A 15,506-nucleotide genomic window follows, 5' to 3' on the forward strand; every position below is an offset into this window, starting at 1 on the left:
CCTACCCAGCTGTTCTGATTGAATCTGGAATAGGAATTTCGTAAACATGGGCTTCTTTTGAAATGATTTCTGTTCGCCCTGTGGTCATTAGAGTTACTCGATATGGATTATTTAAGGTCGCTCTTTCTACATTAGGCACGCCATATCCCATGTGCCTTAAGACATTTACTTTCTCGTTTTGTGGAACTGTTGAGGCCCAATTAGGCCATCTAGCTGATTGTGCTAGTAATGCCCTATACAACAATGCCGATTCATCAGGTAACGTTTTTTGTATGTGTGCTAGTACATGAGTTACCTTAGGTGTAGCATACGAAGTACCAATACTATCTTTTGCATACGCCGGTGGAGATGAGCGAATCAGTTCGGGGCAAACTTCTGACGGATTAGTAAAACTCCTCGGCGTACCGTTATCAATTACATATGTTCCACCGTATTCTGCAACATCAGGTTTCAATGTATCCCAAATACCTAGACCAGTTGCAGAAAAGGCGGATGGCCACCCATCTCCCCCAAGTGTTCTTCTATCAACATCAACTAGCTCTCCATGACTAATTGAACCAACAGTTATCGCCTGTAAACTTTGAGCAGGACTTGGTATTCTGCAAGATTGTTCTAACAAGTAATCAGGATAGGTCCTACCTGAATCAAGATGTTGCCCTATTCCATATCTAAACGGTCCATTATAATCCGGAGGTACATTACCTGCAGCTTGTACAAATAAAATATCATTCTGATAAGATAGGTTATCCATTTCCGCAGGCCACGAAGACATATGTTTAAGTCTAAATGGGAAAAATCCAGTAATTGAATGATTATACAGTCTTGTATTTGTCTCTTCTAAGTATTTTTCAACTATTTCACGTAACAGTTTGGGAGGAAATAATCTGCTAGGCATTAAGTTCCTCTCATTTAATACTCTAGCATTTTGAATCCAAAACTCTGCCGTCACTAAACCAGTCTTAGGGATTTCATTTGGATACAAGACAGCACCTGCCACTCTTGTTCCATGCCCACCACCATTTACCCTGTCTGAAATATCAGTCTCATCTGGTAAGTAGCAATGAGACATATTTGAATCCACCGCTGGATTCAATAACCTATGTCCTTCTTGTATTCCACTATCAATAATACAAATCCTGGGTGCATTCTCTTCAGGAGGAATTACTTCGACTTCATCAGTAAAAGTATTGCCAAATTCATCTTGAGCCCTTAAAAAAACCATTTCCTCAGGTTCAACTATCTCAAAAACGTATGGGAAGTTTAGAGTGATATCCTTTAAACCTTTACCATTTATCTCAACCCTAGCAGTAAAACTATCAGACAGTGACGTAATTGCATCACCTTCTTCAAAAATGCTAATAATATTACCGCCATAAGCATTAATAAAGGTTTCTAATAGTATTTCTCTTTCCATTTTAAGTTCATCAAGTTGTAAATATACTTCTTGAACTTTTCCTTCCCATTTAGAATGTCTTAATTGAAATCTATCTTCATTTTCTCCAACATTTCGTTGAACTGGATCAGGAATAACAAAACTGCCCAGACACTCAATACCGATATCTACTGTGTAGTGCTCATCATCACTGATTCCAGGCCATTCCAGATATATTTTTTCAGATAATATTCTTTGTAGTCGCACATCAATGTTTTCATCACCATGCAGTTGATGGATTTGTGCAGAGCTCCCAGACCTTGGTAGATTTTGAATGAATTTATCAACATTGTTAAAGAAACGCACCATGTCTATGTCTTCAGTAGCTATAACAATAAATCCATCCTCTTGCTCAGATATAACTTCAAAACCAAAAGAACGTAGAAAATCTGTATCTACGTTCGGATCTATTTCCAATAGTATAGGAATTGATCTAGGTAATTCAGGAAGGCCTTCTTCTTGCCTAAGAATAATTTTTTGATGCCATGCTTGATTGATACTTGTAGCTTTATTTCTAAGGTTCCCACCGTGTCCTACTCTGTTGTTCCTATTAGCTTTCGTAGTTTGAGAAGTTTGCCCGCCCCCGGTAAGATATGCTCGGTCTTTGATGATTAAGGGTAAAGGTAAGTGCTTATAATTACCTTGATGAACCATTCGATATTACCCCATATTTTCGTAATTTTTTGTCTGACTAATAACATTCATTAAATTCTTATTTGAGACAAAATCATATCCGCTTAGAATAGCTTCTTTTGCAGAATTCTCCGCGATTTTTACAATTTCAGCAGCAGAAAAACCTTTCAGTCGCTCGACAATTTCTATCCACTGAATATCATTAGAAAAGTGAAGTAATGAAAGTGTAACTTTTATTAGTTTCTCGATCTGTTCATTTCCTGGTTTGGGAATTTCAAAAGCATCATCAAACCTTCTGAATAATGCTTTATCCAACGCACCTTGCAAATTTGTTGTAGCTATAATCAAGCCATTACCGTTATACTCATCTAAAAGTTGCAATAAAGTATTTACAATTCGAGGTATCTCCCCTACATCTTGACCGCCTTCTCTTGATCTAGCGATAAAATCACACTCATCTAACAACAGAACGCAGGGATTACTTGCTGTACTTTCAAAAAGGTTTCTTAAATTTACTGCTGATTCTCCTAGGTAAGAAGAAAGTATTGAATCAAATCTTACCTTTAACAAAGGTAAGCCCGTGTTCCAAGCAATTCTTTGGGCACCTAATGTTTTCCCACAACCTGGAGAACCATAAAGAAGTATTTTTTTTCTATGTTTTAAACCATACTTCGCTAGCCTCTCCCTAGCTGTAAACTCTTTTTCTATAACGGCAAATCGATTCTCAATGTCTGATGGTAAAACCATGTGATGCTCAAGATCATTTCTTTGAATTAATGTAGCTAATGGTTGGTTATAACGCCTATCCGTTGGTAAATTTACTAAAGCTCTTTTTTCCCCTATGTTAGTATGTTTATTAGGAGGTACTGTTTCAATTAATCTTTGGGAAGATACTTTATTATTAATTATTTTATCTAATTGTTGAGCGAGAACTTCATGACCTTTCTTTTTCTCATCTTCAATTATGACATAAGCCAGCTTTTCCAAGCTTTCGCTTCCATTTTCATTAATTGCTTTGAACAGCCGTTTCATTAACGAGGCATTCACAATTTTATCGCTCCTTTCTATAATCGTATCCAAGCTTAACTGGTTAATTTCCTTATTATTTACATTATACTCGATTCAGTTTCTTTATTGTGACTCTTTTTTCAATCTTTCCTTGACAAATTGAATTTCGCTTTATTTATGATACGGTTCAGCATATCATCGCTAAGGCGAAATTTTTTGGACACCAGTATGAGCGGTTTTTAATTTCCCTTAACACTGTAAATAGAAAGGACTCAAAAAATGCAGCTTCGTCAGCTGCATTTTTCTCAATTATTATTATTCACTGCTCTCCAAATTCAGTAAGTTTACGATCTAAAATATCAACCACTTGTGTTACAGTTAACTGACGTAAATCTAAATGACCCACAGAACTTTTCAAACCTACAATAGGAGTATCATCCAGCTTAATTGGGAGTAAGTATTCAGTTATTCTCTTCTGAGATGCATTCCTACCAATTTCGGATTCAAAACTTGTCCAATCTTTAATCGGATATTCCTTAGAAATAAAGATTACCATGTATAATGCTTCATTTGTATATACTTCAAGTAACTTAGGCTGTAAATCTGTCCCCCAGAGAATATGTTGTACATCAAAATCATAAAAAATATTAATTCCCATCTCCCTGCAACTGTCAACAAATTCTTTTACTGTCTCACGGACTTCACCCGCAAATGAAACCGCAACGTCATAGGCATATCCATTATTACGAATATGTAACCTTGATTTAACTAACTCCATATCAACAAGATTTAAATAAAATCTAAAAGAAGGATCTTCTATTGAAATATACGATGCACCTTTTCTATAGTAAAGTGCATCACTTAGTCCTCTAGATTCAATAACATCCGCTAGATATTTCAAACAGTTTGCAAAAGACGTTCCCTTCCTATTTCTTTCACCAGCATCAGAAATGCTCCCTACAATTTTAGATCGCAATGTCTCAACTGCAATTTCTGATTTGTCCTCAGCGGCAATATTTACAATAATGTCATAGTACGTATTATGCACTGATCTCGCATGCTCTTTTCCTTTTGCAAGACCAACAATTCTATCAAAATATTTAGCATTAAAGATTCTCAAAACTGATTCCCTGATATCTTTTAATCGTAAATCAATAACCTGTGTCTCACCCTCAACGGTTCCCTCAATATCACATGTAATACAAGTGATTCTACATATGACTTGTGTTATTGATGGAACTCCCTTTGATGCCATTATTATTTGTTCTCTAAGTTCTTTACTGAGATTTATGTTTAAAGCTTCTTCACCTAATTTAATTAATTCACCAATAAACTCATCACTTTCCTGCTTAAGCTCGTAAGGATCATTTCTAATTGCCAATTCTGGATCCACTCCAGTTAGTTCGGCGGCTGAGCTTGCAATTCCTATAAGAATGAATCTGACATTCTTCTCATGCCAAAGTTTAAGCGTATCAGCCAGTTGATGTTTTACAATGGTTGACAAGTGATGAAAATCTTCAATAACTATAAATTTATATTTTTCTAATTCAACCGTAACCGATTCAAAATCATTAGGCTGCTTTAACTCAATGGCGAGTATCTCAACTATTGACTGGTATTCGGTGTATGACCTACCGTTAAACTCATGGTACTCTGGTTTATTAATTTAGATCTTTTAGCAACCCCTTGAGGAGGGTTGACTTTCCTGATCCAGAAGGTCCGGATATAGTAATATGTTTGCCTTCTGCCCTGATAGACGATCTAATTTCACGATAATATTTAGATTTAACAAAGGTAACCTCTGGAAACGATGCCTCATTAAAAACTTCCTCAAGGCTATAAATTTTCATATTAAGCCCCCTATTTTTTAGAAAGTAACAACTATTAAAATAAAGATGAGCAGGTACTCTGCCCATCTTTAATTAATTTGCAATATTTACTCCTGAAGCTATTATACTTTTGAGTTCTTCAACAGAAATTGGTGGATTTCTCTTATGAATCATTGCATGACAATTTGGACAAACCGGAACTAAGTCCGTCTCTGGATTAACAACGTAATTAGGGCCTATTTGCGAAACTGGAGTTACATGGTGAATATGAATAAAACCCCGTCCTATTGCTCCATAATACTCCAAAAAGTTAAAGTTACACACTTTACAGCAACATCCATGTATGATTATACAAGCTTCCCTATTTAACGTACTTCTCTCATAGCGGTTAACTTCAATTTTTGATACCGCACCTTCAGGTAAACCCAATCTAACCTCCTCATAAGATTCCTCCAGAGGAAGTAAACAAACAATCATCCCAAGCACTTTCCCTGCAATTTCTACGACTAAGTCATGAATTTCAGAAGGATTTAAGTCTTCACTAATAACCGGCATTCGAGTCAACTTTAAAAATAGCTGGTTCCATTGTGCTGGCCATGATGCCAACTCATCTAAATTAACGTCACTGCCATTAACTTTAAATATTAGTTCATCATGCCCAGCTGTAAAAGCTATGGAACGAAACAATTGTCTCTTCTGAGCATCTGCTAATCCTATAGCTCGAATAAGATTTGCAGAAAAATTATCCGCAATAAATTCAACGCTAAGATTTCTCCATCCTTTTGTAACCCTAATGACAAACCCACTACCACGTTGAAGATCAATTGGACGGATATCTAACACTTCATTATTAAGTGATGATTGCAAAGCAATGTCAAATCTGTCCATCAATAAATTATTAAACTTATATAAATCTATTCTATTCATTATTAATCTCCGGCTCTGGAAGGTCCTCGACTAATCTTCTAAGTATTTTGGAAACCTCGTAACGAAGTTCTTTAAAGTGATACATAGTAGATTCATTAAAAGTTCCTAACTCCGCCTCACTGAGCGCCCAAAGCAAAGAGTCCATCCCTTGAATTGTTACACCAGAAGCTAAGTTTGGTACATAAACTTTATGATAGTACTCATGTTTTGTATTGATACGGACGGCATGATGTTGACCAATAATGCATGGTTCCCATAACAATCCCTCATTAATAGATTCTACAGGTTGAACAAATAGTTCACCTTCCTTAGTTGGCTCCACAACCGGTATTTTTATTGTAAACCGACCCTTTTTATTAGTGACCTCAACTTCGTTAGTAGCAGGATTTTTCACTTCCACTTTTGAGATCTGCACTTCATTTTCACGTGATCCGATTCCTGCATTTGAACTATCATGTGCACCTTTGGATACCTTTGTTACACTGCTACTGACACCTTTTCTATAACGTTCATCCGCCGCTCTTCTTGGGGCTGGTAAAAATGTTCCTTTGAGCCAATTGTACAACTCACCGTTCAAAAGTATTCTCGACTTTTTAATATCAACATTGAAAGCCTCATCTAAAGTATGATCAAACGAAAATTCAACTCTTAGTAAAGTTCCGTGAGGTTCATTTTGAAACATTCCAAGCCAATCTCCGAAATGAATTAGTCGGTTTTCCCTATATATATAAAACCCTTGCATGTCATTGTTTAAGTTAGCGGTTCTCCAAGCATCTTCATTAGAGAATTCCTCTTTTCGTGGTATTACATATGCTTTGATTTCGAATGATGTCGTCGTACCATTTTCATCAATTTGTACGGTTTGAACTTTATGTGCCAAAAGAATTGTCTCTTCTTCTTTTTTGCAAAAAGGATCCCACGGTACAACATCATCTCCATTAATTTTAATCTTTACATTTGGAGCTGTGGTAGAATCTACATCTAGAAACCGCTGAAAAACCATTGAAACATGTTCTTGTAGGTTCTTAGTAATCTTCTCTAGTGCCTTTCGAGCATGTGTACCGGCTTGATCTGCGTAAGTTTTCATTAACCTATCCACATTTTGCCAAGTAACAACGGTACCCGATTTTCCTCCTGACACTCTTTCTAGCAATTCTTGCTCGAAGGGGTCAACGTCAGGATATTGCAATACCCAGTCCTTGGCGACATCACTAATGTAATCTAAATCCCAACGTGCTTTAATTGTTTGCTCATTCACTCCAGGACGGGTGGTAACAGATAAACATCTACAAAATGCTGTGGATGCCGTTTTTAATCCCAATCCAAATTTTCCTAGACTACTAGGGTCCGGTCTCTCAAGTGAGCCATAGGTCATAGCATCTTCTAAACCTTGTTCATGCATACCGCGCCCATTATCCGCTATGTATATGCTTATTTCCCCGGTATAATCCATTTTCACTTCTACCTCAATTAATGAGGCATCTGCAGCGACAGAGTTATCAATAATATCAGCCATTGCTGTATTAAACTCGTAACCTGTATCCCTTAAACCTTCTATCATTCTTGTTGCACGTGGCGGCAATTTCTTTGTTCTCATATTTTGACCACCTTCCATGTAGATCCTAGACGTAAAACATCATCCGGAACTTCTTCAATGTTTTCAAAACGTTCATAATAGATTTCTAATTGGTTATTTAATGTTCTCTTTAGGATAATAGTATCCCCTGCTGTAAGATTGTTTTGTCTAATATATGTTGTCATACCAGTTAATCTAAATTCATTTCTTGTTCCTTCAAAGAAACGATTATTATAGTAAATAAAATTAAACTTCCAAGCTTGCCCTTCTTCGTCTTCAAAACGAAGTGCCACTCGAGGGTTTTTCGTATCAGACCCTAATTTTGGAAAGAATGAAAGTACGTCTTCTACTTTAGGTATTAACATTCCTGCCTGATGTCCGCCTGTTTCTCCAGTATCATTGGCACTCAATACTTTACTTATTGCTTTTACATTTATTTCATTCATACGGCTCAATTAATCCCCTTTCTGATCGGTGATTTCATTAGTGCTTGAATTATATCTAAATTATCGCTGGTTCCATCAGTACCGACTATTGCAGAATCAGATAACAAGCGTTTTCGTATTACTCGTTCATTTATAGCCTCTTCCACAGTATCTGCTAAATAAAGTCTATATACGTTTACAGGTCTTGTCTGCCCACGTCTGTGTGCGCGAGCAGAAGCTTGATCCTCTACAGCAGGATTCCATTCTAAATTGTAGTGAATAACATGGTTAGCTGCTGTGATATTTAATCCCGCCCCTGCAGCCCGAGGATTAAGAATCAAAATAGCTGAACCTTCAATACTTCCAAACTTATCTATTTTAGTTTGACGTTCGCTTACTTCAACACGTCCATCGATAAAATCACAATCTATAAGAAATCGTTTTGATAGATCTTGAACCAAAATATCTGTCATTTCCTTATAGGATGTAAAAATAAGTACTTTTTCTTTGTTTAATACTATTTCTTCTAATATTTCGATCATTCTTTGATACTTTATAAACTCTGATGGGTCACCCTGATTTCCCTCTTGCAAATAAGGGTGCGTACAGTACATCCTCAGTTTAATAAGTGATACAAGTGAAGCATTTTTCCCATATTCATCTATCACCTGTTGTCTAATTTTTTCATAACCATCGATTTCTTTATCAGAAAGTTCCATTATCTGTGGAATATCAATACGTTCCGGTAGATCACTGGCTACATCTTTAACCCTTCGACGTAGCATTATGGGAGATATAATGGGCTCTAAAGAAATTGCCCCCTCTATAATATCTGGATAATTGTTTTCAAACTGTTTCATATCCCCTAAGAAGCCAGGGAAAGCAAAATCAGCTAAAGACCATAGGTCAAGAAGTCTGTTTTCAATAGGTGTACCAGTTACTGCAATAGATATTCTACGTGGTATCTGCTTTAAAGCAAGAGTCCTTTTAGCCGTTGGATTCTTTATAGCCTGTGCTTCATCAATTACAACAATATTCCACTCAATCATTTCAAACAGAGATAGATCTCTAAGTACTGTTTCATAAGATGTAATAATCACATTGTATTTTTGTAGTTCTGAAAAGAATCCTGTCCTTCTTACCCCTTGATGAATAAGAACGGTTAGATCTGGAGCGAATTTCGAGATTTCTCTCCTCCAATTCTCTAATAATGATACGGGTGCTATTACTAATGATTGCTTCTCATTTCCTTTGCTTTGGCTGGATAATAGTGCAATGATTTGGGCTGTTTTACCTAATCCCATTTCATCTGCTAAAATACAACCAGCTTCCTGTTCTGAGATCATTTTCAACCAGCGGTAGCCTTGAAGCTGATAAGGGTATAACTGTCCAACAAATCCAGGAATTTCTAGTTCTGAATTGTCAAGCAGTGCTATTTTGTCTAAAGGTAATGATGTCAATTCATCTAAAATTATAGGATTGCTTGATGATTTAAGGGCAACGTACTGTCGCAATGTAATTTTGCCAAGTTGATTGATCTTGGCATGCTCAAGAATCATCTGTGTTTCTACCAACGCATCTCGTACGAGAGGATACCATACATTCTCTATTATAATGTGATCGTAATTTTTATCCAAAAATTCGGGCACATTAATTATAGAATGATTATGATCTATCACAGTATTTATTTTTATTTCTGCATTCAAATTACATGTAATCTGAAGCTTTATATTCAAAGGAAACTTTGACATCTTCAAGTTAGCAAGTTGATCTGTAGGTTTTACAACACTAATATCGTTAATTTGATGCTTGTTTTTAAATTCAGTCATGAATATATCACTCGCAGTGGGAACAACGAAACTACTCCCCCCATTACTTACAGCAAGAAACTTCTTATCAATAAGAAACCATCTACCAATATCCATATACGACTTCCACCCTAGATAAGAAAATTTTTACAGGCCTATAGTAATAGGATAATACATTTAAGTTGACGCGTCACCTGTTTCTTCCACTTACCATTTTTTGCTTTCAGTGATAATATTAAAGTAGACAATTTCAATGAAATGAGGTAACCCATTTGGATAAAATATTAGAAAGTATTGATAATTGTATAGACAGCATGATGGAGCTAAGTAAGAATTGGGAAAGCACCGATTGGGATCAACAGCATCCACTATTGTTCGAGAGGGTAACTGAGAATTATCCTTTTCATAAAGATCTCAATGAATTAATACATGATTTAATTGAATGGAAAGAAAAAATAACTCGGTAATTTGATCAATTACCATAAACAAAACACTTGTTCGCACCAACCGCGAATGGTACAATATAATATCATTCCATAAGGTCACTTCATAGTAAAGAGGACTAATTAAATGTATAAATTTATTGATCTTTTCGCTGGTATCGGCGGAATTCGAATTGCATTTGAACGTCAAGGAGCAAAATGCGTTTTTTCTTCCGAGTGGGATCTTAAAGCCCAAGAAACATATGAGGCCAATTTTGGGTATAAGCCTGTTGGTGATATTTGTAATGTTCATTCTGATGAAATACCAGACCATGACATTCTTTTAGCTGGATTTCCTTGCCAACCATTTAGTCTTGCAGGTGTTTCAAAAAAAAATTCACTGGGTCGTAAGCATGGCTTTGCTGACGAGACACAGGGAACATTATTCTTTGAAATTGCACGTATCATTCGTGATAAAAAACCAAAAGCGTTTCTTTTAGAGAATGTAAAGAATCTTCGATCACATGATAATAACAAAACTTTTCGTACAATAATGAGGGTGCTACAAAAAGAGCTTGGTTACAAGGTATATGACACTGTCTTAGATGCCAAAGGATTGGTTCCACAACACAGGGAGCGCATATATCTGGTTGGGTTTAAACAACCCTTAGAATTTGAATTTCCCGTTCTTCCCGATAATGGACCCCCGATTAAATCTATACTTGAATCGAATGTAGACCCTAAATACACTTTAACGGATAACTTATGGAAGTACCTTCAGAACTATGCAGAGAAACATCAAAAAGCCGGAAACGGATTTGGCTTCGGAATGGTTGACTTTAATGGCCCATCACGTACCCTTTCAGCTAGGTATTACAAAGATGGCTCGGAAATTCTAATACCTCAGTCCCAAAAAAACCCAAGACGGTTAACGCCTAAAGAGTGCGCCAAACTACAAGGGTTTCCTGATGATTTCAAAATTGTTGTTTCTGATGCTGCTGCCTACAAGCAATTCGGAAATTCAGTGGCTGTCCCTGTCGTTGAAAAAATTGCAGAAAATATGTTCAAAGCCTTAAAAAAGAATAAAAAGGTATCTGGATACGATAGAAGCAAGTTTCATTACTCAGATATTCGTGATGAAGCAATAGCCAGAGCATCTCAATACGGACAATTCTTTTGTAAATTTATTTCAGGAAATGATATTGGTAAAACGGGGACACATCAATCAGGTATCTATGTTCCCAAAAATGCCTGGTCTATTGTCTTTGATAAGCAGGGTATTAAAGAGGAAAATAAAGAGTCACCAATACGAATATACTGGGAGCAACTGGACTTTCACACCGATAGTATGGCTAAGTGGTATGGGAAAAAATCAAGAAATGAATATAGGATAACAAGATTCGGTAAGAAATTTCCCTTTTTTACTGATGAATACTTAGGGGATCTTCTTATTATTATAAAAGTAACTAACGAAGAGTACTTAGGTTACGTGTTATCTGGTGAAGATTCTGAAGCCTTCCTTGAAACATTCTCAGTTTCACCTGCAAACAATACAGCAACATACGGTATCAAAGACCAAATGATCTCAAATGATGCAAGCGCTTTGGAAAAAGATATAAATGATTATGTTGATTCAATAACAGGGGAAATACCTACACCAAGACAAATTTCGAAAAGAACGAGGGAAATATATAATAATTCTCAAGTACAGCAAAATAAAAATATTGACTACAATAATGCTGATACCTTACTTCTAGAATGGATTGAGTTAGAGTACCAAGTATTTAAGTCAATAGAAAAGAGAATTTACCAAACCAAGCTGGATACTCCTTTCAGCGACATTGATACGCTATTGAAGTTTGCAAGCACTGCTGCTCTTATAAGGTCTCGTAGGTCAGAACTGTCATTCCAATTTCATCTTGACTATATCTTTAGTAAATCTAACTTATCATTCAAATTTCCAGAGAAGTTTTCCAGAAGACAGACTGGTTTTCTCTTAAACACAGATAACGAATGCATAACCTTGATACCAAGTACAACATGTAAAGACAACTGGAAGGATTACTTGAAAATTAATGCTTCTTCTTTATTTCTGGTAACTCTAGAAAAAGGTATAAGTGCATCAATTTTAGATGAGATATATGATAATAATATAACTTTAGTAGTTCCTAGCAAGTACCATTCGTATTATCCGATTGAATATCGAGAAAAATTGCTAACTGTTACAGAATTCTGTAATTATATCTCAGATAAAACATCTGTATATTCTACTACCTAAAAGAGGCGCATAGTCATAATGGCTATGGCCTCTTTTTATTTGCTGAATCACGATAGCTCTATTTTTATCAACTACATAGCCTCATAGATAGTTAAGTCGAGCCCCTCCCGAAAACTCTAAAGTTGCAATATTCTCGCTCCGTATTATCTAAGTATTCGGATATATATCATGACTTGGAATACAAAGAAATGGAGGATTTCTATGAATCACGATCATCAACAGAGGCTTTTGGATTTTCTGAATTCGACGTTTAATCCCGACGGCACCATTCACATCTTGGCGGTATCAGCAGTACAGCTGAACCCTGTGAATCCATTACAGGCGATTGACCTCAAGGTGAGGCTCGCTCTCACCTACCTGGAAGATGATGTAGTCAATCCGTACTTTGATGGAACGGACCTGTGCGTTACCATGGATTCGGATGACATTTACTTCAGCAATGAAGAAGAATGGGCCGATGGGCCGCCGATCACGGAAGGCAGCCCAATTGAACTGGCTAAGCGATGGGTCTCCGAATTGGCTGATCCATTCTGGGTATCTACCGATGCAGAAGAAGCATCCTATCGTAGCCCTTACAATCATTCATAACTCTATTTGAATGGAGACTTGTTTATGACCCTAACGTTGAATGAAAAAGAAAAGCGCGCCATTTCTGCTGCCATAACCGAGCGGCTTGATGAACATCTTAACAGATTTCCGTTCGCCCGATTTCCAGTTGAGCCTCTGGACGAGTGGCGTCCGCTTTTCTGCGATCCGAAGAATGTCACCAAAGAGACGTTAAAGCAGGCGCTCAGCTGGCACTTTGGAAACTGGCAACGCGGCGATCTTCCGCTCTCCCAGCGAAAAACGATCTCCTCGATCGTCCAGGCATGGCCCGAGTTCACAGAAACCGCCGCGCATGATCCAGAACAGGCTTTTGCTTTTTGGCACGACAAGCTGCCCAACTGGCACCACGGCTTTGGCGCGGCGGCGTTCCTGCTCCACCTTCAACAGCCTGGCGTGTTTGAGATTGTCGATCGACACAGGCTCGACGCCATGCTCGAACTACTCAGGGCAGCCGGTTGCATTGGAGAAGATGTCCCTCTTGATCTTTCCTTCAGCCTTCTACAGGACTACAGCACGTTTTTTCGAGTCGTCTCCCCAAAACTTCCCTACGGCAACGAATCCAACGTCAAGCTTGATCGATTCCTTAAAATATATGGCAATCGTCATGCGTACGCAAATCTCCCCGCTGACTTCAAAACGAAAGAGGCATCGATCCGTTCTTTCTCGTGGGATACCGCCAATTCGAAGCGCTTCAATCTTGAGCAGATTACTAACCGAGCCAATGCCGACATCCTGTTTGCCTGCTTTTTACTTTCGCTCGAAGCAGAAGATCTCCCACAAGAGAACTTATCGATTGGCGAAGTGATAAATCATCTTCCGTTAGGAACTGGCGGCATCTGCAATCCTGCCAGTTACAACTATGCTATGGTTGCTTTGTTTGGCGGACAAAAATTGAGAGATTACTGGAACGTTCAGAATCCGGCATTACGTCATGCCTTTACCGAGCAAGCCAATAACTCCACCCGCGATATGCGTTTTTATATCCACCATTCGGCAGAGAAAATTGCCGTTAATCCAAAATACGTCCGAGCAAGGAAGTAGCCTAATGGAAAATGAACGGATTGCAATTCATACCGCACTGATCGAACGAGAGGACGATTTGCTCAAACAGCAGGATACTTGCCAGTTGCTGCTCGCAACAATTTGGCAATCAATTCGTTCGTCAGACGAAGGCGTACATCTGCCGACTGTGCACCGCCTCATTACATCTATACGTGCCATTGAAAGAAGTATTGACGATGAGCTTCTTGACGTGAGGCTGGAGTTAATTGAGCATTCATTTATCAAAAAAAGAACCGATTGTCCCTAACAAAGTATTAGGGTAGACGTAAACGTAGACGTCGATGTCTGCATTTCCGTAGACAACGATGTTGTTCTTGACGCTACCCATACTTACAAGGGAGTGATCCGATTATGAAACAAAGATCTTTTAAACTAGGGGACGTTGCAAAACGTGCAAAAGAGCAGCGGGAGTTCTGGCTACCGGACAACGATCTTCTGCCTTCCTCAGAGACAAACCCAACAGATTCAACAGAGTCGCAAAATCTGAACAATAACGATCCAACTACCAAGCCAGTTCCACTACTTATCGAAAGCGATATTAAAGCTGAAGCAAAAACGCCACAGCCGCGAAAAGCTGTGCCGGTCGCCAGTTCACAAATCGCGAAAACTCCGGGGCCTGTCCTTCGTCCAAAAGGAATACCCAAACCTGCAACAAAGCCAATCGATCTGTCGACAGAAATCGAAGCAGCTAAGAAACCGAGCAGCGAAGTTTTTCCAGCATCACCGTTCAAACCTCTTTCACGAAAGGATCTTCCTTTCAACGAACGTTACGAGCGGATGACGACTTACCTGGAGAAGCCGCTGTTCAACCGAGTTCACCAGCTGCACCAACAAGGCGAGTTCCCCAAGATCGCGAGCTTGATAAACGCTGCCGTTCAAGAGTACCTTGATCTTCACTATCCAAGCGTGTAAAGAAACGGCCCGATTCCCAGATGGGATCGGGCACGCTTAGTCCTTCTTTCGCTTCTCGGAATCGATGGTTGCCATAACGTCTTTAGCGAGCTTGCGGACCAATTCAATCTCTTCCATGCTCCTCTCCTCCAAAAACCCCGCGAGCAAACGGATGACGTCCCGCTTCTCCTTCAGTCCCTTGCTAGGCTCCAGTTCACCGAAGCGGAAAGCATCAATGGGCTCGGCATCCAAAGCCTTGACGATCTTCTCCAAGCTTTCGAGCGAGATGTTTCGTTCCCCTCGCTCAACGCCAGCCAAGTACGTATCTGCCATTTCAGCACGCTCAGCAGCCACAAGCTGCGTTAACCCTTTCTCCCTCCGCATTTGCCTAAGCCGCTTCCCTACCCAAACCTTTAATTCCGCCATCACGATCACCTGTCCTTCTCTTATTCATGCTAGAGAAGGAAACCTTTGATCAGAAGGATACTAAAACTTCATTTTATCCTGTTACTATACTTATAAGTTTAGTATAATCAATCTAGATCAAAGGGATCATCTGGAAGAACTGCAAATAGGAATTAAGGATTGGACTGTGAATAATTATTCGAG

General features: G+C 38.4%; 14 protein-coding genes. 6 read left to right on the forward strand and 8 right to left on the reverse strand.

Features of this window, described 5'->3' with window-relative positions; genetic code table 11:
• Position 1 precedes the first annotated feature (1 nt).
• The 7 genes from AC2TDN_RS13890 to AC2TDN_RS13920 form a co-directional block, all read right to left on the reverse strand.
• A complete protein-coding gene (locus tag AC2TDN_RS13890; RefSeq protein ID WP_484688399.1) occupies positions 2–2,086 on the reverse strand; it encodes a S8 family peptidase in 2,085 nt (694 codons plus the stop codon).
• A gap of 6 nt (positions 2,087–2,092) precedes the next feature.
• Positions 2,093–3,112: an AAA family ATPase gene (locus AC2TDN_RS13895; protein WP_484688400.1), complete on the reverse strand. Its 1,020-nt coding sequence runs from the start codon at positions 3,110–3,112 to the stop codon at positions 2,093–2,095.
• Between the two features lie 280 nt (positions 3,113–3,392).
• Entirely contained in the window at positions 3,393–4,577 is a 1,185-nt protein-coding gene (locus AC2TDN_RS13900) for a TIR domain-containing protein (protein ID WP_484688401.1), read from the reverse strand.
• Positions 4,578–4,995: 418 nt separating this feature from the next.
• Complete coding sequence (locus tag AC2TDN_RS13905) at positions 4,996–5,829, reverse strand: HNH endonuclease (protein WP_484688402.1); 834 nt, start codon at positions 5,827–5,829, stop codon at positions 4,996–4,998.
• Entirely contained in the window at positions 5,822–7,426 is a 1,605-nt protein-coding gene (locus AC2TDN_RS13910; protein WP_484688403.1) for an ATP-binding protein, read from the reverse strand. Before AC2TDN_RS13910 ends, AC2TDN_RS13905 begins: the two co-directional genes overlap by 8 nt.
• Positions 7,423–7,851: an EcoRII N-terminal effector-binding domain-containing protein gene (locus AC2TDN_RS13915; protein WP_484688404.1), complete on the reverse strand. Its 429-nt coding sequence runs from the start codon at positions 7,849–7,851 to the stop codon at positions 7,423–7,425. Before AC2TDN_RS13915 ends, AC2TDN_RS13910 begins: the two co-directional genes overlap by 4 nt.
• A 5-nt stretch (positions 7,852–7,856) precedes the next feature.
• Positions 7,857–9,755, reverse strand: a complete 1,899-nt coding sequence (locus AC2TDN_RS13920; protein ID WP_484688405.1) for a DEAD/DEAH box helicase — start codon at positions 9,753–9,755, stop codon at positions 7,857–7,859.
• A gap of 155 nt (positions 9,756–9,910) precedes the next feature.
• Here AC2TDN_RS13920 and AC2TDN_RS13925 point away from each other — a divergent pair, with 155 nt between their 5' ends.
• The 6 genes from AC2TDN_RS13925 (at position 9,911) to AC2TDN_RS13950 (ending at position 14,918) form a co-directional block, all read left to right on the forward strand.
• Positions 9,911–10,105: a hypothetical protein gene (locus tag AC2TDN_RS13925; protein WP_484688406.1), complete on the forward strand. Its 195-nt coding sequence runs from the start codon at positions 9,911–9,913 to the stop codon at positions 10,103–10,105.
• A 103-nt stretch (positions 10,106–10,208) separates the two neighbouring features.
• Positions 10,209–12,338: a type II restriction endonuclease gene (locus tag AC2TDN_RS13930; protein ID WP_484688407.1), complete on the forward strand. Its 2,130-nt coding sequence runs from the start codon at positions 10,209–10,211 to the stop codon at positions 12,336–12,338.
• A 201-nt stretch (positions 12,339–12,539) separates the two neighbouring features.
• Positions 12,540–12,926 (forward strand): hypothetical protein, encoded by a 387-nt coding sequence (locus AC2TDN_RS13935; protein ID WP_484688408.1) that lies wholly within the window; start codon positions 12,540–12,542, stop codon positions 12,924–12,926.
• Positions 12,927–12,950: 24 nt separating this feature from the next.
• Positions 12,951–13,985, forward strand: coding sequence for a hypothetical protein (locus AC2TDN_RS13940; RefSeq protein ID WP_484688409.1), 1,035 nt, complete (start codon positions 12,951–12,953; stop codon positions 13,983–13,985).
• Between the two features lie 4 nt (positions 13,986–13,989).
• Positions 13,990–14,253, forward strand: a complete 264-nt coding sequence (locus tag AC2TDN_RS13945; protein ID WP_484688410.1) for a hypothetical protein — start codon at positions 13,990–13,992, stop codon at positions 14,251–14,253.
• A 104-nt stretch (positions 14,254–14,357) separates the two neighbouring features.
• Positions 14,358–14,918: a hypothetical protein gene (locus AC2TDN_RS13950; protein ID WP_484688411.1), complete on the forward strand. Its 561-nt coding sequence runs from the start codon at positions 14,358–14,360 to the stop codon at positions 14,916–14,918.
• Between the two features lie 36 nt (positions 14,919–14,954).
• On the opposite strand, the gene AC2TDN_RS13955 is transcribed toward AC2TDN_RS13950, so the two are convergent.
• On the reverse strand, positions 14,955–15,323 hold the full coding sequence (locus tag AC2TDN_RS13955; RefSeq protein WP_484688458.1) for a helix-turn-helix domain-containing protein: 369 nt from the start codon (positions 15,321–15,323) through the stop codon (positions 14,955–14,957).
• Positions 15,324–15,506: the final 183 nt, after the last annotated feature.

The organism is Paenibacillus sp. Y660 (genome assembly GCF_057221575.1).